Source organism: Bifidobacterium sp. MSK.17.10 (genome assembly GCF_019129655.1).
In the GTDB taxonomy this organism is placed as follows: domain Bacteria; phylum Actinomycetota; class Actinomycetes; order Actinomycetales; family Bifidobacteriaceae; genus Bifidobacterium; species Bifidobacterium adolescentis.
This window is the reverse complement of sequence record NZ_JAHOJD010000001.1, coordinates 61184-86432: the sequence shown is the minus strand read 5'-3', so window position 1 is coordinate 86432 and position 25249 is coordinate 61184. Positions and strand designations below refer to the sequence as shown.

The window sequence follows — 25249 nt, the reverse complement described above, 5'->3', positions numbered from 1 at the left end:
CTTAATGACGTAGAGGCGCCGCCATCTATAAGCGAAATAGCATCGGGCGGCTTTCCGATTCCGCCATCTATAAGCGAGATACGTGAGACTGATATGTCCAGCACCCAGCAAGCATAGTGGCGAGCACATGGTCGGGCATGGCGCGCATGGCCTCAGGGGACTCAAGCGCACTCGGATCGCAATCCAGCAGCACTAGGTCTGCCGCATCTCCAGCTTGCAACGTCGTACGCCCCAGGGCGGTGGACGAAGCGAGCGCGGTTTCGAAATCCAGACATTGCTCAGACTGGAAAGGCTCCCGGTCGGAACTCTCCGTGCCGAACACCGCTGCGGAAATGGCCAGCCACGGATCCAACGGCGCGACCGGCGCGTCCGATCCCATAAGCAGTTTGATTCCAGCCCGATGCAGACTGTTGAACGCGTAGGGAATTCCGGCGGGATTGCCCCAGAATCGTGTGATGACGTCACGGTCGTCCATGGCGTGCTGCGGCTGGATGCTCGCGGCAAGTCCCAATTGCGCAAGACGTGGAATGTCGCGTTCCTTGAGCATTTGGGCATGCTCGATGGAGCCGTGCGCGTGGGTACGTTCCGCGCAGTCGAGCACGATGGTGTTCGCTTCGTCGCCGATGGCATGGCAGGCGATGTCGAAGCCATGTTCGGTGGCGAGCCGCATATACGATTCGATTTGCTCGGGGGTGTAGCTCAGCGTGCCGTAGGTTTCCGGCGTAATGCCCGAATACGGTGTGGAGCAGTAGGCGGATCGGGTGTTGAGCGAGCCGTCGGAAATCATCTTCATCGCACCGACATGGCCCAAGCCATGGCTTCCGGGAAGTTCGTCGCCGGTATGCCAGCCGTCGTCGATGGCTTGCTGAAGTCGTTCGGGGTAAACGCCGGCTTCGATGCGCAATCCGTCAAGCCCCTGCTTGAAGCGGTCAATCCACGTGTCGATGTTCTCGGCCATCTCATAGTCGCGCACGCCGACCACGCCTTTGCCGGCGGCGTCCTGTTCCGCGTTGCGCAGCAATCGCATCAGCTCGTCAGCCGCACCGGGGCCTTTGTCCAGCTTGCAGTAAGCGTCGAACCATTCAAGCTCGCCGACGAGTCCCGACTCTCCTACATGCACGCCGAGCTTACGAGCCGCGGCTGAATTCACCCAGCCGCAATGCATGTCTGCGCTTGACAGCGCCACGGGCTGGTCGCCCGACACCGCGTCGATCGCAGCCAATGTCGGTTGGGCATCATCGGCCCACAGGGAGTGTCTGAACCGCATGCCGACCACGTACTGGTCCGGGTCGAGCGTGCCGGATTCGCGGCGTTCCTCCAAGTGCTCGCGTAGCAGGCTCATTGCCTCATCGGCGCTGCGGGCATCAATCAGATCAAGCCGCCCCAGCGTGTACGACCACTGCGTGAAGTGCGTGTGACAATCCCACAAGCCGGGAATGACCCACGTTTTTGAAGCCTTGTCTACCGACTTTTCCGAAGACCGTACATCCGCGATCCGCCCTTGCTCAATCGTGATGTCGACAGACTCATCGGACCCCACGAAACACACATTCTCAATCACATACGGTTCGCCCATACATCCTCGATTCAACAAAATGACCTCATTGCCAGCCATAGTATCCTTGCAATGCTTGCGATTGCCGCGCTCGTCTCAATCGGCTATGCACACTTTGAATTCCTCCGCTGGGATACGGTTATCCGCATCAGAAAAAGAAGGGCGCAGTTATCCACTTATCCACTGTTTGCCGGAAGCCGGTAGGCAGCGCGGCGACATTTCCTCTACTTTGGCGCTATGGACAATGGAGCACAATATTCGGAAAGCCTCGCACGGCTGAGGACAAGAACCATCGAACAATGTCTCGAAGCGCAGAGGCGCACCGGAAGGCGGCTGGTGTTCGCGCTTGATACCGCACTGAGTTTACAAGGCATCGAACTGCCTCGCTACCGGCGCGGAGGGCTTTTGGCTGATACGCTGCACGCGGTGATTGAAAGTAACGGCGTGCGAACGATACTGCAGGGGATTTGTTTTGTGCTTTGGTCTGGACCTCAGACGCATATGCCGATTCATCATGGTCGATTGCGATGCACGGATTCCGTGACCACATGGGCCATGCATGCCAATCGGCTTGAAGATGAAGAATTGGTGGTTTTGGGTGATTCGATGATGCGGCGTGATGGACATATGAAAAAGGCCACACTGGAGGAGTTTCGGATATATGTCGATAGCTTGTCCGATTTGTCCAACTATTCAGGCTCCGACAGATTACGTGCGGTGAGAGGAGTGTCGAAAATGCGTAGGGCTCTCAGGCTGATGCGGGAGAATACAGATTCTTCCCAGGAAACGAGAAGTCGAATTGTTCTGTTGCGTTATGGTTTGCCTTGTCCGGAAGTGAACTATGCCATTCGGCTCAAAGGCTATTCTCATGTATTTTTCGCGGACATGGCTTATCCGGATTTGAAAATCATCATTGAATACGACGGCAGGCATCATGCCTCGCGATGGTTGGCTGACAGTAAACGTCGGGAAGCGTTGGAGGATGAAGGATGGCTGTATATCCAGGTGACGGCGGAAAATCTCAGGGATGAGGATTCTCAAAAGGAATTGGCGGAACGCGTGGCGCAGAGGATGTCATTGCGTTTGGGGGAGCCTGTGCGGCTATGTGGGCGAATGACGATTGCTCAGATAGCCGATGGTCGGAGGAAGGGCAACCGTCTGTGAGGCTTGGGCAAGCCCATATCTCGCTTATGAATGGCGGAATCGGGCTGCGGCATGATGCTATCTCGCTTATAGATGGCGGATGAAATCCACAAAAAGGCCTTAAGAGGTATGAATATTACCCCCTAGGGCCTTAGCGATTCAAGAAGACTGCCATCTATAAGCGAGATAGCATCGGTCGGGTGGAGAAATCCGCCATCCATAAGCGAGATGGCGGATTTCTGCGGCTCACTGCACGGCGGCGAGGGCTTGGTCGAGGTCGGCGATGATGTCGGCCGTGTTTTCGATGCCGCAGCTCAGGCGCACCAGGTCGATGCCGACGCCGGCTTCCTCAAGCTGCTCCTCGGTGAGCTGGCGATGCGTGGTGCCGGCCGGATACAGCGTGCAGCTGCGCGCATCGGCCACATGCGTGGCGATGGACACCATCTTCAGATGGTCGAGGAACGCGGAGACCTTCTCGCGGCCGCCCGGCACGCCGAAGGAGATCACACCGCAGGTGCCGTTCGGCATGTACTTCTCCGCCAGCGCATGGTACTTGTCCGTTTCGAGGCCCGGGAAGCTCACCCAGCTGACGCGCGGATCGGCGTCGAGCCACTTGGCCACGGCCAGTGCGTTCGCGCAGTGGCGCTCCATGCGCACGCCGAGGGATTCCAGATGCATGCCCATGATCCACGAATTGATTGGCGCCGGAGTGGAGCCGAAGTCGCGCATGAGCTGCGCGGTGGCCTTGGTGATGTATGCGGCCTTGCCGAATTCCTTCGCGTAGGTGACGCCATGGTAGGAGTCGTCCGGAGTGGTGAGGCCCGGGAATTTCTCCGCATGGGCCATCCAGTCGAAATTGCCGGAATCGACGATCGCGCCGCCCACGCAGGATCCGTGGCCGTCCATGTACTTGGTGGTGGCGTGCGTGACGATGTCCACGCCGTACTGGAACGGACGGCAGTTGATCGGCGTTGGGAAGGTGTTGTCGACGATCAGTGGCACGCCGTGACGATGCGCTGCGTTCGCGAACTTCTCGAAGTCGAGCACGATAAGCGCCGGATTGGAGATGGACTCGCCGAACACGGCCTTGGTGTTCGGCTGGAACGCGGCCTCAAGTTCCTCTTCGGTGCAGTCCGGGCTGACGAAGGTGCATTCGACGCCCATCTTGCGCATGGTCACGTTGATGAGGTTGAACGTGCCGCCGTAGATGGCGGAGGAGGCGACGATGTGGTCGCCGTTGTTGCAGATGTTGAACAGCGCGAAGAAGTTCGCCGCCTGGCCGGACGAGGTGAGCATCGCGGCCGCGCCGCCTTCCAGCTCGCAGATCTTCGCGGCGACGGTGTCGTTGGTCGGATTCTGCAGGCGGGTGTAGAAGTAGCCGGATTCGGACAGGTCGAACAGTCGGCTCATCTGTTCGCTCGACTGGTATTTGAAGGTCGTGGCCTGGATGATTGGGGGAGTGCGGGATTCTCCATTGCCCGGCTGATAGCCTCCCTGCACGCAGATGGTGTCGACGTTTTCGCTCATATGTTCCTTCTTTCGATTCCGCGCTTCCGTGTGCCGCGCAGGTGTTGCGCCGCGATGCGAACAAACAAACAAACAAACAAACAAACACACTGTATCACTGCATTGATAAATGGCTTGATTCCAATGGAAACGCCGTATAGTTTAACGAATTGACAAACTTAGGTAATTCAATTTATTATGTAGACCAAGACGGGCGGAAAGCCCGCTGCGAAATAAAGCTTTACGTAAGTAAACCAAGCAAAGGAGCATTCCATGGGTCTGTGGGATATCGATAAGATTCCGTACGTCGGTCGCGAAAAGGGGCCGCAGGAGGGTCTTGCTTTCCATTACTACGACGCCGACAAGGTTGTTGCCGGCAAGAAGATGAAGGACTGGCTGCGCTTCGGCGTCGCATGGTGGCACACCTTCGACCAGGAGCTGGTCGACCCGTTCGGCACCGGCACCGCCCAGCGCCCGTGGTACGGCAAGTATTCCGATCCGGAGGACGAGGCTCTGGCCAAGGTCGACTACGCCTTCGAGTTCTTCCAGAAGCTCGGCGTCGAGTACTTCTGCTTCCATGATCGCGACATCGCTCCGGAAGGCGACACCCTGCGCGAGACCGACAAGAACCTGGACAAGGTCGTCGACAAGATCGAAGAGAACATGAAGTCCACCGGCATCAAGCTGCTGTGGAACACCTCCTCCCTGTTCACCAACCCGCGCTTCGTCTCCGGCGCCTCCACCTCCCCGTTCGCCGACATCTACGCGTACGCCGGCGGCCAGCTGAAGCACTCCCTGGAGATCGCCAAGCGCCTTGGTGCCGAGAACTATGTGTTCTGGGGCGGCCGTGAAGGCTACGAGAACCTGTGGAACACCCAGATGAAGCGCGAGCAGGAGCACATGGCCAAGTTCTTCCACATGTGCCATGACTACGCGAAGGAAATCGGCCTGGACGCCCAGTTCCTGATCGAGCCGAAGGCCAAGGAACCGACGATGTTCCAGTACGACTTCGATGCCGCCACCGCCATCAACTTCCTGCGCACCTATGATCTGATGGACGTCTTCAAGCTGAACCTGGAAGGCAACCACGCCAACCTGGCCGGCCACACCTACCAGCACGAGATCCGCACCGCCCGCGAGGCCGGCGTGCTCGGCTCCCTGGACGCCAACCAGGGCGACAAGCTCATCGGCTGGGATATGGATGAGTTCCCGACCGACCTGTACGAGACCTCCACCGTCATGTGGGAGGTCCTCGCCGAAGGCCAGATCGGCCCTCACGGCGGCCTGAACTTCGATGCCAAGCCGCGCCGCACCTCCTTCGCCGCCGAGGATCTGTTCCGCTCCCACATCGCAGGTATGGATGCATTCGCTGCAGGTCTCTTGGTCGCAGCCAAGATGCACGAGGACAAGGTCATCGAGAACCTGCAGGCCGAGCGCTACAGCTCCTTCGATTCCGGCATCGGCGCGACCGTCGAGAACGGCACCGCCTCCCTGGCTTCCCTCGAGGAGTACGCTCTGGATATCCCGCAGTCCAAGCTCATCGAGGCCACCAAGTCCGATCACCTCGAGTCCGTCAAGGCCACGATCAACAACTACATGATCGACGCCCTGGCCGAGGCGTGAGCCGAAAACTCACTAGGGTTTTAGGTAGCCTCGGGCGAAGTCCGAGACGGTAGTCGAGGGCGAGCAATGACTGGGCGCGCGTAGCGTTCCGGAATTGCAGGACCGAGGCATGGGCGCAGTAAGGAGTTTCCGTTAGGACTCCTGATTCATCGCTGGATCAAACAGTGGGGCTCGACTGTGACAGAGCCGGATGTGGTGTGCCGAAGCGTCGGTGTTCCGGCACACCACTCGCTTTTCTTTCCTTCCTCCTTCCTCAAATTTCCTTCGCACGCAAGTCGTTTGCCGGCTAGATCGCCGGTGAGCGGCTTGTTTGCGTTGCTAGACCAAGCGAAAATTTCGATTATTCGCAATGATGTGATGTATCCAAACGTTCCCGAATGAGGCGTACTTATGACCACAACGATTACCATCGCCAATCCCATTCTTCACGGAATGCATCCTGATCCGAGTTGGATTTGGGATGATGATCTTCGGCAAATCGTGCTTGTGACCTCCACCTTCGAACTGGTTCCAGGCTTGCCTATTTACGTTTCCAGGGATATGGCCCACTGGAAACACGTGTCGGATGCCATAGATGAGGAGTTGGCAAGACGTTTGCTCATTCCTTTCGTGGATGACTCGGGTGGCGTCTATGCGCCGACGCTGCGTAGGATTCGTGGCAAATACGTGATTGCCTGCACCATCGCTCGCATCAATGGACGCAAAGCCATCGCGGAAGGATGCTCCCAGGCCGAATTGGATGCGGCCCAGGCGGCGGAAGGCAACTTCGTTCTTGAGTCGGACTCGATCGACGGACCTTGGCGTGGGCCGTTCTGGATCGAGGGCGCCGAAGGCATCGATCCAGACATATTCGAGGACGGGGACGGCAATGTGTACTGGACCCAGACCCGTCCTGCGGTCAATCCGCAATGGGAAGGCCAGACCGAGGTCTGGACCCAACGCATTAATCCGGAGACTTGGACTTTTGTCGATGACGGTCTTCCTGCGGGATCGGGCAAGACGGTAATATGGCGCGGATACGGTATGGAATCGGTGTGGGCTGAGGCGCCGCATCTCTATCGCGTGGGTGATTATGTGTATCTGATGACCGCTGAGGGGGGCACCAGTTTCGAACATAGCGAAATGGCCATGCGCATCTATGCGCCGCATGGACTGCTTCGGGCGTTCGAAGCTTACGAACGGGAAGTATCCGAATTGGGTGAGTGCATTCCGCAGGTTCGTGACGGGGAACGCTGCTATCTTGGCACTGCAATCCGTGCCTTCCACGCGGATAAGAAGAATCCGATTCTCACCCACCGACATCTGGGTTTGTCGGAACCGCTGCAATGCGTGGGACATGCGGACCTGTTGCTTCATCCGGAACTGGGATGGTGGCTGGTGTGTCTCGGCGTGAGAGAGACACGGGGAAAGCATGACGGCGAATTATTGAGCTACTTGGGAAGGGAGAGCTTTGTCGCTCCGGTATCCTGGGAACATAATCCGGCCGATTGGAAGCTGGACGGCAACGGTGCATCATATACGCATGAGGGTGACCCCGGATGGCCAGTGACTTGCGCTGGTCTTGGCCGCTTGGCCGACGAGATCACGGTTACTACTGAAGACGATGGCATCACCATCGAGCCTAGGGTGAAATCCTCGCTCGCCGGTGACGTGGAACCTGCGCTGGTGGATGTGGCTGATGGCTCGACGAACGATGTGGTGGTGCGCGACGAGCGTGATGTCAGCTACCGCAGAATAGCGAAACTGCCGACGCTCATGCCGATTCCCATGTCCGGTTCTTTAGTGATCCGGCAGAATTCCACGCATTACGCGGTGTTTTCGATGCATGGCACGGATGTGCGCTACGAGACGGTGAATGGAGATGATTCGCAAGCCGGTTCCGTTGCCGCCCTGCGGGCTGATGGCACACGTCCGGCGGTGCTTTTCGATGACAACCGCTTGTTGGTCATCGTGGCTGAAGGGCTTGATCCGGCTGATTCCTCGGCTTTCGTGAGTCGAGGGCAGGTATTGCTCAGTATTGACGCTCGTTTCCTTAGCACCGAATGGGCCGGTGGATTCGTCGGTTGCATGGCTGGTTTCATGGCATAGAATCTGAGGAGTTTGAAAGGATGGTTCGTTACTGGTACTTCGGAGGACCATCCTTGGGACGGGTCGGAACCGGAAGGCTAGGGGCGTGTGGCGTTTCTTCCTCCGGTTGCACATGCGCGGTTTGTCTTGCTGGTCACCCTTCAAGTTGCTGTGTGCTGTTGCGTACCACTAGCGATGTCGGCATGATGATGTGCGGTTGGATCACGTCGTCGGTGGACAGCGCCTCGATCAGCATGCGTACGGCGGCCCTTGCCATGTCTTGGAGCGGCTGCCGTACGGTGGTCAGCGCCGGGCCAAGGAATGCGGCAGTCTGCACATCGTCGAATCCGACCACGGATAGATCCTCCGGAATACGTAACCCCAATTGCCTTGCCGCCTCGTAGACGCCCATGGCCTGCAGATCGCTGCCGGCGAAGATTGCGGTCGGACGATTTGGTCGTTTCAACAGGGAGATGGACTGTGCGTAACCGCCGGAAGTGGTGAAATCGCCTTCGGTGATAAGTTCGGGATCGGTTTCGATTCCATGTTCTGCAAGCGCTGATGTATATCCGTCCAGACGTGCTTTGGAACACATCATTTCCTCCGGTCCGGTGATGATGCCTATGCGGGTATGTCCGAGTGCGAGCAGATGCCTGGTGGCGATTACGCCTCCGGTCCAGTTGTCCGCTTGCACCGACAGCGTGTCTGGATCTGGATTACCGAATGGATCGAACAAGACGAAGGGAATACCTCTGGAATGCAGCTTGTTCCGTTCGATACGTGTCAGACTGGAGAAGACAAGAATGGCGCCATCTGTCTGCCGACGCAGCATGTTGTCAATCCAGGATGAGTCCGGGTGCTGGCGATTGCCGCCTTCGGTGGTGATGACGTTCAAATCATGCAACTTGGCTTCGCGAATGGCGCCACGGAGTACTTCAAGGGCCCAAACATTATCGAAATCTTGGAACACGATTTCGATAATTCGTTGGCTTTTCGTGCTTGTCGCTTTACGGGAATACCCATACCGTTTCAACACCGCGTTGATGGTTTGCCGCGTCTCTTCGGAAACGTCGGCTCTGCCGTTGAGCGCCTTGGATACGGTGGAAAGGGAATAACCGGTCTCTTTAGCTATGTCAGAGAGTCGTACCGTAGCTTTTTTTGCCGTATTGCGCATGAGTCACTCCTTCTTCATTTTCATCATATCCGAAAATGCGAACGAAAGTTTCGGTTTACGTTTTTCGAAACTTTCGATATGTTGGCAATGCTTAAAAACGTTGTAAAATCAACGAAAAATAGTTAGTTTTCTGATTTTACAAAAAACTTGACTTTGTGTGATTTGTTTCGGTAGTCTGTAGGTACAGCGAAAACGGAATGGAAATTTTCGAAGGGAGTCAAAGGCTGATTCTCTGTCTGCCAGGGAGCTGCGGCAGCATTCGTTGCGGTCATGCTTCCCGATTCGGCCCATTCGAGAGAAATCGTTCCTGTCGTTGCCATCATTTTGTCGATGATGATTTGGTCAATAAGGAGAAGACAATGAAGTTCAAAACCATTGCAGCTGCCACTCTTGCGGTGGCGACCATGTTGGGCATGGGTGCCTGCGGCTCCAGCGCTGGTGCCAAAGACGATAAGACCATTACGTTCTGGCATAACGCAACAGCTGGTGACGGCAAGCAGTATTGGGAGGATATGGCCAAAGCGTTCGAGAAGAAGACCGGTGTCAAGGTCCAGATCCAAGCCATCCAAAACGAGGATTTCGAAGGCAAGCTGACCACCGCTATGCAGGATCCCGCCTCCGGCCCGGATGTGTACATGACCCTTGGTGGAGCCAAGACCAAGGACATGATTGACGCCGGACAGGGCATGGACCTCACTGATAAGATCAGTGACACCGTCAAGAAGCAGATGTCTTCTGCGCTGGAGTCCATGTCCTATGACGGCAAGGTCTATGGTGTTCCAGTCACTGTGCAGCCTGGTGGCATCTGGTATTCCAAGGATCTGTTCAAGCAGGCTGGCATCGATGCCGCGCCGACCACCTTCAGCGAGCTGAAGACCGATGTACAGAAGCTTCGCAGCGCTGGCATCGATCCGATCGCACTCGGCGGCAAGGATGCTTGGCCGGTCGGTCACTGGTACTACTGGTTGTCCATGCGCGAATGCTCTCCGAAGGCCTACGCCAAGGGCGTCAATGACAAGGACTTCTCCGACTCCTGCTGGACCAAGGCCGGAGATGATCTGAAGGATTTGTTGGATGCGAATGCTTTTAACGAAGGATTCCTCACCACGACGGCCCAGCAGGGCGCCAGCTCATCCGCAGGTCTGCTGGCCAATCATAAGGCTGCGATGGAGCTCATGGGCACATGGGAGCCTGGAGTTCTCAAGGACCTGACTCCGGACAAGAAGCCAATGGCTGACCTTGGCTTCTTCGCCTTCCCGACCGTGGACGGAGGAAAAGGCGAGGAAGGTGCTTTGATGGGCGCTGTGACCGGTTTCGCTGTCAATCCCGAGGCTCCGGACGCTGCTGTTGATTTCGTCAATTTCATGGCTGAGAAATCAAATCAGGAGAAATACGCCACTGCGTTCAGCACCATTCCGGCTTCCGCCGAAGCTTACGATGCGGTTACCGATGAAAATCTTAAGAGCATCATCGAAGCTATGAAAAAGTCCGATGGCATGCAGCTGTGGATGGATACCGCTCTCGGCGGAAATATTGGCAACGCTCTTAATTCCGGAGTGGTGAATCTGCTTTCCGGACAGGGGACTTCGGCTGACATCGTCAAGGCGATGAAGGACGCAGCGTCCAAGGGCTGATAGTGAACATGGCTGGTTGACGGCCAAAGGAGGGTGGATAGACAGATATTCATCCACCCTCCTTCCTATTCGAGAAACGTATCTGGTAGTGGAGAAAACCATGTCAAGTACAAGCAAAGACGCGGTGACGCTGCGCGCTAAGCGGTCCAAGAAACCGTCCGATGGCAAAATGCGTCGTAATGTTGAGATTTTCGTACTGTCCGCACCTGCGATTCTTCTGTTCGTCTGCTTTGTGATTCTGCCTATCGTCTTGGGTGCTTATTACGGCTTCTATCAGTGGAAGGGCTACGGAGTTCCCTCCAAGACAGGTAAATTCGTTGGTCTCCAGAACTACATCACAGCGCTTAAGGATCCCGCGTTCCAGGCGGCAATTCTGCATACCTTCGAGGTCGTGATCGGCTCGTTGGTCATCCAGGCTCCGCTCGCCATCCTGTTCGCATTGCTGCTGAACCAGAAGTTCAAGGGGCGTGGTCTCATCCGCACCCTCATCTTCGTGCCGTATGTCGTTTCCGAGGTCATCGTCGGCACAGGATGGAGCCTGTTGCTACAGAAGAAGGGCGCCATCAATGAGATTCTGGCCAACTTCGGCATCAATGGTCCCGATTGGCTGGCCGACCCGAAAATCGCTATTTGGACGCTGCTGTTGCTGATCAGCTGGAAATACGTCGGTTTCGCCGTAATTCTGATGCTCGCCGGCATGCAATCCATTCCCGAGGAACTGTATGAAGCAGCCAAGGTGGATGGGGCGAGTTTCTGGCAGATGCAGAAAAGCATCACGTTGCCGTTGCTTGCTCCGACGTTGCGGATCTGGGTGTTCCTTTCCATGATTGGCTCTCTGCAGCTTTTCGATCTGGTCTATATCGTGTGGGGCAAGTATGTGTCGACCACCGCTGGTGTGTCCACCATGGCCACCTACATGGTGCGTGAAGGTCGTGGAGCCGGCAACTATGGCTATGGTTCCGCCGTTGCTCTGATCATCTTCGTGATCTCTTTGATCATCGCACTCGTCTATCAGAAGTTCGTGCTGAACCGTGACTTGGACGGTGCTGTTACTGAACAGAAAGAAGCCGAGAAGCGTGCCAGGAAGCGCGCAAAAGAAGTGCAGCATCGTGAGGTTGCTGCCCTGGCAAGTGAGGTGAAGTGATGACTGCCGCAACAATCGCAGGACATTCCAACAAAAGCGAGTACAGCAAGAAGAATGGTTACCGTAAGTCATCCAAGACGCCATGGGGCAACCCAATCGTCTACTTCTTCTCCCTGGTGCTTGTGGCCATCTGCATCACTCCGGTGTTGTACATTATCTTCGGCGGTTTCCGTACCAATTCGCAGATCACCAACCATCCGTCCGGGATGCCGAACCCATGGGTCCCCGACAACTACAAGACGGTCTTCGAAAGTGATATTTTCTGGACGGAACTGAAGAATTCTACCATCGTGGGTATCGCCACCATGGTAGGCGTCGTGGTGCTTAGCATCATGGTGAGCTTTGTCATCGCCCGATACAAATTCCGCTATGCGCCGCTTATGTACGCGTTGTTCTCTGCTGGTCTCATGTTCCCGATGACCGTTGGCATTACACCTTTGTATCTGCTGATTCGCAATCTGGGTCTGGCCAACTCCCTGTGGGGTCTGATCCTTCCGCAAATTGCCTTCGGACTTCCTCAGACCATCATCATCTTGGTGCCGTTCCTACAGTCGATTCCTAATGAGCTTGAGGAGGCCTGTCTTCTCGATGGATGCTCCCGCCTTGGCTTCTTCTGGCGCATGGTCATTCCGCTGTCCATGCCTGGCGTGGCCACCACTGGAATCCTCACCTTCGTGGGAAGCTGGAATGCCTACATGCTGCCGCTGTTCGTGCTCAGTGATGCCAACAAGTACACATTGCCACTTGGCGTACAGATGTTCAGCTCCGAACACTCCGTTGACACCGCACAGGTGTTGGCCTTCACCTCTCTGGCTATGATTCCGGCCCTGATCTGTTTCACCATCTTCCAGAAGAAGATCGTCGGCGGCCTGACAGGTGCGGTCAAGGGCTGACGAAATGTGACAACCCACGCCCGGAAGATGTTCCTTTCCGTCTTCCGGGCTTCATCTCTTATGCAAGAGGTACATTATGAAGATTTCCAACCCGGTGCTCACCGGTTTTCATGCCGATCCTTCAATGATTCGCGTCGGTGACACTTATTACATTGCCAATTCCACTTTCGAATGGTTCCCAGGCGTTCGCCTGCATGAGTCCAAGGACCTGGTGCATTGGAACATTCTTCCAAGCCCGTTGAGCCGGTCCAGCCAGCTTGATATGAGAGGAAACCCCTCTTCGGGAGGCATCTGGGCTCCTGACCTAAGCTATGCGGATGGCAGGTTCTGGCTGATCTACACTGATGTCAAGGTGGTCAATGGTGCATTCAAGGATTGCACTAATTATTTGGTCACCGCCGAGGACATCCACGGGCCATGGAGCGAGCCGGTTCGCATCAACGGGGTCGGTTTTGACGCCAGCCTGTTCCATGACGACGACGGCCGCAAATACTTGGTGCAGCAGACATGGGATTTCCGTGAATACCACCACCAGTTCGACGGTATCACATTGACGGAATTCGACGTCGACACCATGAAGCTCAAGCCAGAAACGGCCCGCACCATCTGGGATGGCACCTCGGTGAAGATCACCGAAGGTCCCCACCTATACAAGAAGGATGGTTGGTACTACCTGTTTGCCGCAGAAGGCGGCACGGTGTATGAGCATCAGGAATCTGTGGCGCGTTCCCGTACCCTTGACGAATGCTCCTTCGAAGTTATGCCGAATGGCCCGTTCATCGGTAACTTCGACACTCCTGACACCTATTTGCAGAAGCAGGGCCATGGAGCGTTGGTGGACACCCCGTCCGGCGAGTGGTATTACGCCTCCCTATGCGGTCGTCCGTGGCGTCATGATACCGAACCGGCCCATGGCACCCGCGGATGGTGCACACTCGGACGCGAGACCTCCATCCAGAAAGTCGAATGGGATGAGGACGGTTGGCCGCGCGTGGTCGGAGGCCATGGCGGACAGCGTTACGTCGACGCTCCGAAAGACGCCATCGAGACCGTTGCCCCAGCGACGCGCGACGAGCGCGACGAGTTCGAATCCGACGAACTCGGACCGAATTGGAACACCCTGCGCGTCCCGTTCACCGACGCCATGGGCACGGTGGGCGACGGCAAACTGGCATTGCGTGGTCAGGGCTCGCTGTGCAACCTGTTTGACCTGTCCCTTGTGGCTCGTCGCTGGCAGGCATTCGATTTCGACGCCGAAACCAAGGTGCGTTTCGATCCGAAGAACTACATGCAGATGGCAGGCCTGACCAACTATTACGATGACCTGTGCTGGTCATGGGCGTTCGTCACTTGGGATGAGAAACGACATGCAAGGGTCATCGAAGTGGCTCAGAACGATTTCAACCAATACACGTCGTTCCTCAAGGATGACGCCATCGTGGTGCCCGAAGACGCCGAAGCGGTATGGCTGCGCACCAAGGTCCGCACGGAATACTATTCCTACGAATATTCCTTCGACGGTGAGCGCTTCACCGAGATTCCGGTGAAGCTCGATGCGAAGATTCTGTCCGATGACTATGTGAACCAGCGCTATGGCGGCTTCTTCACCGGCGCGTTCGTGGGTCTCGCCTGTGTTGATCTGTCTGGCTATGACGCGAAAGCCGAATTCGACTATTTCGATTATCGGGAGCTTCCCGACAACCGGTAGTCGATGCCGACGGGCGGCGATTCGCCGCATTCCTGCCGCCCGTCGGTTATTTGGTGAAATGAACGCAGACTCAATGGGGAGAATGCTGAGATGACTTTGCGATTGCCGAAACTACTTGACGACGGCTGCGTGCTGCAAGCCGGTGTGGACATGCATATTTGGGGCACCGGCGATCCCGGACGCATCGTATTGACACGGCTTGCTGACGAGCGGCATATGGTGCAGGTGAAAGACGACGGAACTTGGAACGCGCCGTATGGTCCGATCGAAGCTGGAGGGCCGTACGAGCTGACCATATGCTACGAGGACGGAGCGGAGCGTATCTCACGGCAGTGCTATGCGGGAGAGGTGTTCCTGTGCTCCGGGCAGTCGAATATGGAACTGCCTATGGCTTGGGTGCGCGCCGACTATCCACAGGAGTGGGACCGTGATCCCGATCCATTGCTGCGGCAGTACAAAGTGATTCCCGATTACGATTTCAAAGGTCCTCGCGACGATCACGACCGTGCGTTCTGGCAGGGCTGCGATGCGGATACGCTTGATGATTTCTCAGCGCTCGCATATTTTTTCGGTCGCAGGATCCGCCAGTGGCTCGGTGTGCCCGTTGGTCTGTTGAACATTTCATTGGGCGGCTCTCCGATCGAATCCTGGATGGACATTGACACATTACGAGCGTTCCCCGAAGCGCTCGCCAGTCTTGAACCGTACCTTGGCGATGGTGTGGCGTCGAAAAGAAGCTTCGATTCCGTTGCCGAGCGGGACCGGTGGTACCAGGCGCTTGGATACGAGGCCGTGGCCGATGCCCACCATGAATGGCTGCCATTGATCGCGTGGGACTGTCCGGAATCCAAGAACATCGAGCCGCGCGACGTGGCATGGCATGACATACGCCTGCCTGGATGGTACAAGGATCGCGGACTTGCCGGTTTCCGCGGCGAGATTACCATGAGAAAAACCGTGTTCCTGCCTCCGTCGGATGCGGGGAAGCCCGCCCTACTGCGTCTGGGCACCATGAATGATGCCGACCATACGTGGGTCAACGGTGTGTTGGTCGGTGGGCGAAGCAATGTGTATGAGCCGCGGGACTATCCGGTCGCAGCCGGCGTGCTGCGCGCCGGCGCGAACGAAATCCGCATGCGTCTGGTCGTTGAACGGCCCGGCGGCCGTGTGACGCCCGGCAAACGGATGACACTGACCATCGGAGACGATGTCTTCGACCTGTCCGGCATTTGGCAGTATGCCGTGACCGCCGAAGCCGACCGCGATTGCCCATTCGAGGATTTCGTCAGATGGAAGCCGACCGGCCTGTACAACGCCATGCTCGCCCCGTGTTTTCCATATGCGGTGCGGGCCGTGCTGTGGTATCAGGGCGAATCGAATACCGGCGACTACGCCATGCGTTATGGCGATGAGCTGAAAGCCATGATTGAATTGTGGCGTGGCAAGTGGCATCAGCCGGATATGCCATTCCTGATCGTCCAGCTTCCGAAATTCGGCATCGACGCCATCGAGGATGGTGGTTGGCCGCTTATTCGAGAACAGGAATGGAGAGTGGCGGACGAACTTGAACACGTGGCTGCGGTGGTGACGCTTGATGCCGGTGAAAGCAATGATTTGCATCCTCATGATAAGAAAACCATCGCGGATCGTGCATTCAATGTCGCGATGGATTTTGTGTATGGCCAGCAGGCTCAGCCTCAGCCGGTTGTTGAAACCGCAGAGGCGGACGATGGATTGTTGAGGATGCACTGCGTGTGGCGGAATTCCATGGGCGAACAGATGCAATCGCAGAATCGCCATCTGATGACGTTGGATGGTGACGTTCCGCGAGAAATTGATTTCCTGTGGCACGACTGCGCCACTTCGGTGCGGGCTGAGGCATGGCTGGATGGTTGCGATATTGTGGCGCGCATACCGTCGCGCATGCCGGACGAGGTGCGGTATGCGTGGAGCAACAGCCCGGAATCCGGTCTCATCTGCGACGGGGACGGTGTTCTGCTTCCGCCGTTTCATCTGCCGTTGCCCATGGTTGATTAGGAGCAGTCATGCGCAGACAAGTCATGATTCGTCAAGGATGTGTCGACGGATTCTCCGATGCGGATCCTGTGATCACCGTGTTTCGGGGCATTCCATATGCCAAGCCGCCTGTTGATGAGTTACGCTGGCGTGAGCCACAACCTGCTGAAGCGTGGGATGGCGTGCTCGAAGCCGGTGATTTCGCGCCGATGCCGATGCAGCCGCTGCCCGGCTCGGATGAGTTCTACGGCAGGGAATGGCAGATTGACGCTGACACTCCGATGGCTGAGGATTGTCTGTATCTGAATATCTGGACGCCGGCCTTGCGTGGATGCGGCAGTGGTTCCGAGATTCGTACGGATTCCCGTTGCGATGGGCATGGGCTGCCTGTGATGGTATGGCTTTACGGTGGAGCGTTTCAGACTGGATCTATCTGTGAGAAGGAGTTCAATGGAGAGCAGCTGGCCCGTCAGGGCGTGGTGGTGGTCTCCATTGCTTATCGGTTGAATGTGTTTGGTTTTTTCGCGCATGCCATGTTGGAAAAGGAAGCGGTTGATGGACGGCCTTGTGCGAATTTCGGATTTCTTGACCAGCGGATGGGCATTCAGTGGGTAAAGGACAATATTGCCTTGTTTGGTGGCGATCCTGCGAACATTACCGTGTTCGGCCAGTCCGCAGGGGCCGCAAGCGCGTTGGCGCAAAGTGTCTCGCCGATGAACGATGGTCTGTTCCAACGCGTCATCATGCAGTCTGGAGGTGGAACTGGTCTGTTCAATCGCCATCTGTGGTCTCTTGAGGATGCGCAGCGAAATGGAGCGCGTTTTTTGAAGTATCTGGAAGTTGAATCGATTGCCGAGGCGCGTTCTGTTCCTGCGACTGATCTGCTGGAGGCGGCGGTGACTTTTCCTGCTTGCGATTGGTCTGGGCAGGGTGATGATGTCGTATGGGCTCCGATGACTAATTGGATTCCCTGCGTCGATGGGACATTCCTTGTCGAGCAATACCGTGATGCGCTTATTGCGGGACATCGCGTTCCGTGTGATTTGTTGGTGGGGAACACGACCGGCGAGTTCATGGTTCCGGGCCCTGATGGCACTCCGTATCCGGAGGGTGAATGCGGCAATCTGGATATGATCGATGCATGGGTGTCAGGCGGCGGCTCGGAACCATACAGGTATCGATTCGATGTGGATATGCCGGGGGATGATGCCGGTGCGTTTCATTCGTCCGATTTATGGTTTTCGTTCGGGACGCTCCCTGCGAGCTGGCGGCCGTTTCGAGGCTGGCATTACGATTTGTCCCATGCGATGAATCGATATTGGGTGAATTTCGCGGCGACAGGTGATCCGAACGGTTCCGGATTGCCTGAGTGGACGGCATGCGGACCTGATGGTCAACGATATATGCTGTTCGGTGGATGCCACGATACGCCGGGTAACGTTTCATGCGTCATGGTCAAGTAAGTGAATATAGTATGGTGTGAGCGTTCACTATAGTGCGGTGGAATGTGATGAAGGAGACGGATATGACGCAGGAGACGGAAGCGCTGATCGCGTCCGACGAGGATCTGACCAAACTGTTCGCCGGCAAGCCGACGCAATATCGCAAATCGAAGTCGCTGCCGAAATTCACAGGCGAGGCCATGCGCGCCTGCGCGAAGATCAACCGCATCTTCTTCGATGATCCGGACGAGGCGTACCGTTTGTTTCACGAGCTGGTCCCGGACGCGGGGGAGGGCGTGCAGTTCACGCCGCCGTTCAATGTCGACTACGGCATCGGATTGACCATTGGCCGCGGCACGTTCCTCAACAAGGATTTCATGGTGTGCGGCGGCGGATATGTGACGCTCGGTGAGGATTGTCTGATCGGTCCGCGCTGCACCATCGCCACACCCAACCATGCCAAGGACGCTGCCACCCGCCTGGCGGGCTGGGAGCATGCCAGTGCCGTGACCATCGGTGATAACGTGTGGTTCGGCGCCAATGTGACGGTCACGCCGGGGGTGACCATCGGGTCGAATTCCATCATCGGCGCCGGGTCCGTGGTGACACGTGACATTCCGGAGAACGTCATAGCCGTGGGCAATCCAGCGCATGTGATTCGTGAGATTCCCGAACATGACCCTGCCTTCGCCGATGTGGAAGGTTTGCTGTAGTTTTGCAAACGTTTCATAGGGTGTGTTGACGGCAAATCGATTTCTCCAGCCATGCGATGCAGGTGAGCGCGTAAAGCCTTATACGGAAGCTGTCGTTCATATTGTCGTTTCTATGAGTATGGTTCATGAATCAGCATAGGGCCGGGAAGCCCCATTGTTGGGAAGCTTCCCGGCCCTATGCCTGAATTCCTGCGGTGATGGATCAGCCGCGGGCCTTGGCGTAGGCTTCGTATACGGCTTCGGTCGGTTCGCCGGTCTCCACGCCGTCGATGGTGAGTTGCCATGCCGGAGGCTCGGTTTCGCCGGACAGCACCCAGGCGGCCTGGCGGGCCGCGCCGATGGCCACGTATTCGTCGGTGGCGGGTCGGGTCACGTCCATGCCCAGAATGCTTGGTGCCAGCGTGCGGATAGCTTCGGACTTCGCGCCGCCGCCGATGAGCAGAATGCGCGTGATGCTTGCGCCCAGGGATCGGATGAGCTCCAGGCAGTCGCGCTGGGAGCACAGCAGTCCTTCGACGAAGGCGCGGGCCAGGTTCTCGCGTGTGGTGTTGGCCAGAGTCATGCCGGAGAAGGTGGCGGTGGCATTCGGGCGGTTCGGCGTGCGTTCGCCGTCGAAGTACGGCACCAGGGTGATGCCGTTGGCGCCGGGCTTGGAGGCGAAGGCCAGCTTGGCCAGTTCGTCGTAATCCACGCCGAGGGCGGCGCGGCCGGCGTCGAGGATGCGCGAACCGTTGATGGTGCAGGCCAGCGGCAGGTAGTGCCCGGTGCAGTCGGCGAAGCCGGATACGGCGCCGGTCAGGTCGTAGGTTGGGTTCTCGGAGATGGCTGCGGCCACGCCGGAGGTGCCCAGGGAAATGGACACGTCGCCGACGGCCATGCCCAGTCCCAGCGATGCCATGGCGTTGTCGCCGCCGCCGGGGGCGAGCAGGCAGCCGCCTTCGACGTTCTTGCCGGCGATGGCCGGATCGGCCTTGACGGGGGCGGCGTCGCGCGGCCCCAGCACGGTGGGCAGCACGATGGCCTCGGCGTGCGATTGCGCGGCTTCGGCGCCTTCCGCGGCCTCGAGCACCATGGCGATCAGGTCGCGGCGGTATTCGTTCGACGCGGCATCGTAGTAGATGGTGCCGGAGGCGTCGGAGCGGTCGGTGAACAGGGCTTCAAGATGGGCGTCCTCGCCTTCGGCGACCGGGCCGTAACCGGCGATGCGCCAGCTCAGCCAGTCATGAGGTAGGCAGATGGCGGCGATTTTCTTGGCGTTTTCGGGCTCGTTCTCGGCCACCCATGCCACCTTGGTCAGCGTGTAGGAGGCGACGGGGGAGGAGCCTACGGCCTTGACCCAACGCTGCTTGCCTCGGGCGATTGGGTCTTCCGGCTCGCCGTTTTGTGCGGGCGCTGCGCCGAGCTTTTCGATCAGAGCCGCAGCCTGGGGCGCCGAACTGGTGTCGTTCCACAGCATCGCATCGCGGATGACGTTGCCTTGCTTGTCGAGGATCACCATGCCGTGCTGCTGGCCGCCGACGGCCAGCGCGGATACGTCGTCCAGGCCGCCGGCCTGCTCGGCGGCCTCTTGGAATGCGCTCCACCAGTATGAGGGGTCGACGGATGTGCCGTTCGGGTGTTTGGCCTGCCCGAAGCGGACGAGCTCGCCGGTTTCGGCGTCCGTCACGCGTACCTTGCAGGACTGCGTCGATGTGTCGACGCCTGCAACCAGAGTCCTTGCCATGGTTTGTGTTGCCTCCTTGCATGTGCCGTTCGCCGGTGGCGCACGGTTAATAGTTAGATGAATAAACTATACTATAGTAGTGTAGCACCAGGAAAGGCTCCGGAACATCGGTTCGGGGAATTCATACTGATGCGGCAACACGGCAAACAGGGCAGGGACGGGAACGGCTATGGCATCTCTTCGCAGGATCAATCAGGACGATCTGCGCAATCACAATCTTTCGGTGGTGATCGACACGCTTTTGCGCGCCTCCACGCCGATGAGCCGGGCCAATCTCGCCAAGGAAACCGGGTTGACTAAGGCGACGATGTCGTTGCTGGTGTCGCTGCTGATTGACGCGGGAATCGTCAAGGAGGGAGAGCCGCAGAACTCGTCCAGCTACGGGCGTCCGTCGACGCCGCTGGCGTTGGGCGGCGGCAAGGTGTGCGGCATCGGTATGCAGGTCAACACCGACGGATACGGCTGCGTCGCATTGGACATCAACCGCGACACCTTGGGATACGAATGGGTCGACGCCGATATGGGCGGGGTTGACCCGGAGGGCGTGTTCGGCAGGCTCGATGCCATGGTCGGGGCGATGGAGGATCGTCTGGAGGGCGAAGGATGCATCGTCGCCGGCGTGGCTTGCGCGCTGCCTGGCCTGGTCACGTCCGAACGGCAATTGCTCACGGCCCGCAATCTCGGCTGGGAGAACATCGACCTGTCCCGGTTCGATGTCATGCGGCGCTACGATGTGCGTCCCGGCAACGAGGCGAAGATGGCCGCCATCGCGCAGATTCCCGGTTATGCGTGCGCTCGTGCGGATTTCCTGGATGCCGTCGACTGCACCGACTCCTTCATTTACCTGTCCTGCGATATCGGCATCGGCGGAGCCATCGTGCGTGACGGCGAGGTCGTGGCCGGTTCGCATGGGTTTGCCGGCGAAATCGGTCACGTGTCGGTTGCCTTGGACGGACCGTTGTGCAGATGCGGCCGCAAGGGGTGCCTTGAGGCATACGCCGGCCGGCGCTCGCTGGTGGAGGCCTCCGGTGTGGTCGGCGGCGACGAGGCGTCCACGTCCCAGGCTCTGGACAGGATGCTGGACGCCTGGCATACCGGTGACAGGCAGACCGTGGAGGCGGTCGATCGCGCCGTCGACGCGCTGACCTCGGCCATCGGCTCGGCAGTGAATCTGGTCGACGTCGACACCGTGCTGCTGGGCGGCTGGTGGATTAATTTCGGCCAGTCGTTCTATGAGATGCTTGAATCCCGCCTCAAGGAACAGGTGCTGGGCGTTTCCGATATGCAGGTGAGCGTGTCCATGCCGCCGGTCGCCGACCATCCGGCGCTGTATGGAGCCGCGGAGGTGGGCCTGCGTCGCTTCATCGACAATCCGCTGGGATTCATCGCCGACAAAGCGTGAGATATCCACATCGGCTGGTTTGGCGCGAATTCATTGGACATAGATCGTCGATGTGGCGGTGCCTGTCTTTGTCTTATGCAGACAGTGCCGCGAGCAGCGATAGACCAAGGAAACGTTTCCGTCTGTGCTTTTCGGTGGACTGGACACGGCATTGTTCGCATAGTCTGTCTATGAAGACAATGAGTCCCGGAGCCTTAAAGGCGCGGGCTTGAACCAGTTGATTGATGGAGATAACGATGTCCCAGAACTTCACGTGGAATGCGGGTCCTGTGTCCATGGTCTTCGCATACGATGACGACCAGCCGGTTACCATGGCCAGCCTGAGCATAGGCGACACCGCCGTTCGCTTCCCGTATCAGACGCCTCTTGCCGAAGTCATGACCACCGATACGGGTCATATGATTTCCTGCAACAAACTCACCCACACGGTTATCGGCCGCGAACTGCGCTACAGCCGCCACCAGACCGATGTCATCGGGCATCGCAACGAGCTGAAGATCGTGCTGGAAGACGAGGACCGCGATCTGGAGGTGACGGTCCGCTACAGCGTCGATGACCGGGCTCCGATGGTGCAGACCGATGTGACGGTCACCAACATGGGCCTCGAACCCGTGCTGCTGGATTCCGTCACGAGCTGGAGCAGCACATTCGGCCTGCCTGCGGATGCTGCGGAAAGCGCCGAACCCGATCTGGGCGATTGGGATTTGCTCGAAGGCCGTTTCGACTGGCTGGCCGAAGGCCGCTGGCACCGCAAGCCGGTGCGCGATCTGATTCCGGCCATCGGCCAGGAGCTCACCGAAGTCGACCCGCGCCAGAGCCACCAGGTAGTGTCCACCGGCACGTGGTCCACGGGCACCAACGTTCCGCTGGCCATCCTCGAATCCGAGAAGCAGCAGCTGGCATGGCTGTTTCAGATCGAACATAACGGCGCATGGCGCTGGGATGTACAGGACAACACCTCGGACGGCTGCGTGGCGCTGTCCGGCCCGACCAACGAGAACCACTCCTGGAGCGAGGAACTCCATCTTGGCGAAGCCTTCACCACAGTGCCGGCGTCCTTCACTGTCGCCCACGACTTTGATGGGGTTGTCGCCAACGTCACCGACTACCGTCGCGAAGTGCGCTCGCCGCACCGTGACAACGCGGAACCGAGCGTGGTGTTCAACGATTACATGAACACCATCTATGGCGATCCGACCACCGAGAAGGAGCTTCCGCTTATCGAGGCCGCCGGCAAGACCGGCATCGGAATCTTCGTCATCGACTGCGGCTGGTACGACGACACCGGCAACTGGTGGCCGTCCGTTGGCGAATGGATGCCGTCCAAGACCCGGTTCCCGGGCAAGAAGGGCATTGTCGAGGTCATCGACGCCATCAAGGATGCCGGCATGATCCCGGGCATCTGGATCGAGCCGGAGGTCATCGGCGTGAAGTCCCCGATGGCTGAGAAATTGCCGGATTCCGCGTTCTTCCAGCGGCATGGCAAGCGCGTGGTGGAGCAGGAACGTTATCTGCTCGACCTGCGCGATCCGGCGGCGCGCAAGCACCTTGATTCGGTGATCGACCGTCTGGTGAGCGAATACGGCATCGGCTACTTCAAGTTCGACTACAACGTTTCCCCTGGTGCCGGCACCGATTATGACGCCGATGCTCCCGGTGCGGGCTTGCTCGGCCATAACCGTGCCTACAGCGATTGGATCGATGGGCTGCGCGAGCGCTACCCCGATGTGATCCTTGAGAACTGCTCTTCCGGCGGCATGCGCGAGGATTTTGCGCAGACGTCCCGTTTCCAGGTGCAGTCCACGTCCGACCAGCAGGATTTCCGCCTGTACCCGGTCATCGCCGCGGCCGCGCCGATGATGGTGCTGCCGGAGCAGGCAGCCAGCTGGGCCTACCCGCAGTCCGACATGGGTGCCGAGGAGACCGCGTTCAACATCAACACCACGTTCCTTGGTCGCTTCTTCCTGTCCGGCTATCTGAACCGCATGAACGCATCCCAGCTCGCATGGGTGCAGGAGGGCGTGGACGCGTACAAGAAGCATGTGCAGCCGGTGATCGGCAAGTCCAAGCCGTTCTGGCCGATGGGTCTGCCTGGTTGGACGGACAAGACGCTTGCTCTTGGCCTGGACGCCGGCGATCGCGCACTGATTACGGTGTGGAGCCGTGACAGCGAAGGCGGTGAGCTGCGGTTGCATCTCGACCGTTGGCAGGGGCGTGACGGCGAAGCCGCCGCGGTGTACCCGGTCGAAGGCTACGAGCAGTGGCCGGTTCGCTGGGACAAGGCGTCCGGCGAACTTGCGGTGACGGTACCAGCTGAAGGAGGTTATATTTCGCGTACATTCGAAGTAAACTTCAACTGATTATCTCGTTCTTTCTTTTTCTTTTCCCTTTCCTTCCTTGACGATATCGCCCGCATGCACAACGTGTATGCGGGCGATATCGTCATATATGGGTCTATATGGTCTAGGCGGATGTCGATTTTCTGGTCACTAGGGAGCATCCGATATATGTCGTGCCATGATGGGGGTTGCCTTTGATGGCGTCAAGCAGTTGGCGTGCGGCACGTCTGCCGATTTCCTGTAGGTTATTGTCGAACGAGGTGATCGGTACGCGGCATTCGGTGGCGGTGACCGCCCAGTTGTCGTGTCCGATGACCTCGACGTCCTCCGGTACGCGCAGATCCCAATCATGCAGGGTTTCGATAGCGCCGCGGGCCAACATGTCGTTCAGGCAGTAGATGCCGTCGACATGCACGTCGTCTTCCAGCAGCAGTCTGGTCGCCGTGCGACCCCAAGCCTCGCGCCAACTGCCGTACCGGACCGGCGCGGCAAGTCGTATGCCGGCCTGTTCTGCCGCTCGCCGGGCTCCGGCAAGACGGTCTTTGGTGGCTTGGTAGTGCTCAGGTCCGGAAATGATGACGATGTGGCGGCGCCCATGGCTGAGCAGATGGTTGATGGCCATCGCCCCAGCGCTGACGTTGTCGCAGGTCACCGAGCAGTCGTTGGGGTCGGTTGATGGGGCATAGGCGTAGACGATGGGAACGCCTAGTGCGGTATTGGGTTTGATCGGCGGGCGGAGATCGGTCTCGCCGCCCAATACCAAGAGTCCGTCAATGCCTCGGGCTGCCAGCTGGTCGATATGCGCGCGTTCCAGTTTCGGATCCCCTCGTGAATTGGTGAGCAGCACGGCGTGGTTCGTAGTGCCCAAGGTGTTTTCCGCGCCGATCAGCGCCGGCGTGGAAAACCGCCCTTCCAGGTCAGCCGACACTAATCCGATAAGTCCGGTCTTGCGTTGCATCGCCGAAGCGCTGATGGGTTTCCGGTATCCCAGATCTTCGGCGGTTTTGAGAACCAGACGTCTGGTATGCGCGGCCAGTTGGCCAGTATCGTTCAACGCTTTTGAAACAGTGGCCTTCGACACGTTCGCCGCAACCGCGATGTCGTCCAATGTCACACGATGAGTCATGCCGCAATCATAGGAAACGTTTCCGTATCATGCAAATTTTA

Annotated in this window: 17 protein-coding genes; 12 read left to right on the top strand and 5 right to left on the bottom strand. The window is 58.1% G+C overall.

Going from position 1 to position 25249, the window contains the following annotated elements:
• Positions 1-67 precede the first annotated feature (67 nt).
• On the bottom strand, positions 68-1576 hold the full coding sequence (locus KSX58_RS00315; RefSeq protein WP_034984211.1) for an amidohydrolase: 1509 nt from the start codon (positions 1574-1576) through the stop codon (positions 68-70).
• 216 nt (positions 1577-1792) lie between these two features.
• On the opposite strand from KSX58_RS00315, the gene KSX58_RS00310 reads away from it, so the two are divergent.
• Positions 1793-2719: a DUF559 domain-containing protein gene (locus KSX58_RS00310; RefSeq protein WP_046999158.1), complete on the top strand. Its 927-nt coding sequence runs from the start codon at positions 1793-1795 to the stop codon at positions 2717-2719.
• 225 nt (positions 2720-2944) lie between these two features.
• Here KSX58_RS00310 and KSX58_RS00305 read toward each other — a convergent pair whose 3' ends face one another.
• Positions 2945-4225 carry an O-acetylhomoserine aminocarboxypropyltransferase/cysteine synthase family protein gene (locus KSX58_RS00305; RefSeq protein ID WP_003808298.1) on the bottom strand — a complete coding sequence of 427 codons (1281 nt, stop codon included), beginning with the start codon at positions 4223-4225 and terminating at the stop codon, positions 2945-2947.
• 252 nt (positions 4226-4477) lie between these two features.
• Between KSX58_RS00305 and xylA the strand changes: the two genes are divergently transcribed.
• A complete protein-coding gene (gene xylA / locus KSX58_RS00300; RefSeq protein WP_038444161.1) occupies positions 4478-5827 on the top strand; it encodes a xylose isomerase in 1350 nt (449 codons plus the stop codon).
• A 390-nt stretch (positions 5828-6217) separates the two neighbouring features.
• A complete protein-coding gene (locus KSX58_RS00295; protein ID WP_021913006.1) occupies positions 6218-7915 on the top strand; it encodes a glycoside hydrolase family 43 protein in 1698 nt (565 codons plus the stop codon).
• A 133-nt stretch (positions 7916-8048) separates the two neighbouring features.
• Here the strand turns inward: KSX58_RS00295 and KSX58_RS00290 are convergent, their stop codons facing one another.
• On the bottom strand, positions 8049-9068 hold the full coding sequence (locus tag KSX58_RS00290) for a LacI family DNA-binding transcriptional regulator (RefSeq protein WP_021913007.1): 1020 nt from the start codon (positions 9066-9068) through the stop codon (positions 8049-8051).
• A 359-nt stretch (positions 9069-9427) separates the two neighbouring features.
• Between KSX58_RS00290 and KSX58_RS00285 the strand changes: the two genes are divergently transcribed.
• The 7 genes from KSX58_RS00285 to KSX58_RS00255 all read left to right on the top strand — a co-directional run bounded on the left by KSX58_RS00285 (position 9428) and on the right by KSX58_RS00255 (position 18618).
• Entirely contained in the window at positions 9428-10702 is a 1275-nt protein-coding gene (locus KSX58_RS00285; protein WP_217752018.1) for an ABC transporter substrate-binding protein, read from the top strand.
• Between the two features lie 100 nt (positions 10703-10802).
• Positions 10803-11846: a carbohydrate ABC transporter permease gene (locus KSX58_RS00280; RefSeq protein ID WP_042990437.1), complete on the top strand. Its 1044-nt coding sequence runs from the start codon at positions 10803-10805 to the stop codon at positions 11844-11846.
• A complete protein-coding gene (locus tag KSX58_RS00275) occupies positions 11846-12739 on the top strand; it encodes a carbohydrate ABC transporter permease (RefSeq protein WP_003808319.1) in 894 nt (297 codons plus the stop codon). The genes KSX58_RS00280 and KSX58_RS00275 overlap by 1 nt, the downstream gene beginning before the upstream one ends.
• Before the next feature lie 76 nt (positions 12740-12815).
• Positions 12816-14447, top strand: a complete 1632-nt coding sequence (locus KSX58_RS00270) for a glycoside hydrolase family 43 protein (protein ID WP_021913011.1) — start codon at positions 12816-12818, stop codon at positions 14445-14447.
• Between the two features lie 90 nt (positions 14448-14537).
• Positions 14538-16484 carry a sialate O-acetylesterase gene (locus KSX58_RS00265; RefSeq protein WP_042990438.1) on the top strand — a complete coding sequence of 649 codons (1947 nt, stop codon included), beginning with the start codon at positions 14538-14540 and terminating at the stop codon, positions 16482-16484.
• Between the two features lie 8 nt (positions 16485-16492).
• Positions 16493-17926, top strand: a complete 1434-nt coding sequence (locus KSX58_RS00260; protein ID WP_038444169.1) for a carboxylesterase/lipase family protein — start codon at positions 16493-16495, stop codon at positions 17924-17926.
• 62 nt (positions 17927-17988) lie between these two features.
• On the top strand, positions 17989-18618 hold the full coding sequence (locus KSX58_RS00255) for a sugar O-acetyltransferase (protein ID WP_021913013.1): 630 nt from the start codon (positions 17989-17991) through the stop codon (positions 18616-18618).
• 202 nt (positions 18619-18820) lie between these two features.
• Here KSX58_RS00255 and KSX58_RS00250 read toward each other — a convergent pair whose 3' ends face one another.
• Positions 18821-20341, bottom strand: a complete 1521-nt coding sequence (locus KSX58_RS00250; protein ID WP_003808341.1) for a xylulokinase — start codon at positions 20339-20341, stop codon at positions 18821-18823.
• 169 nt (positions 20342-20510) lie between these two features.
• Between KSX58_RS00250 and KSX58_RS00245 the strand changes: the two genes are divergently transcribed.
• Positions 20511-21743: an ROK family transcriptional regulator gene (locus tag KSX58_RS00245; RefSeq protein WP_038444171.1), complete on the top strand. Its 1233-nt coding sequence runs from the start codon at positions 20511-20513 to the stop codon at positions 21741-21743.
• A gap of 236 nt (positions 21744-21979) precedes the next feature.
• Complete coding sequence (locus tag KSX58_RS00240; protein WP_229089157.1) at positions 21980-24103, top strand: alpha-galactosidase; 2124 nt, start codon at positions 21980-21982, stop codon at positions 24101-24103.
• A gap of 103 nt (positions 24104-24206) precedes the next feature.
• On the opposite strand, the gene KSX58_RS00235 is transcribed toward KSX58_RS00240, so the two are convergent.
• Positions 24207-25208, bottom strand: coding sequence for a LacI family DNA-binding transcriptional regulator (locus KSX58_RS00235; RefSeq protein WP_038444175.1), 1002 nt, complete (start codon positions 25206-25208; stop codon positions 24207-24209).
• Positions 25209-25249: the final 41 nt, after the last annotated feature.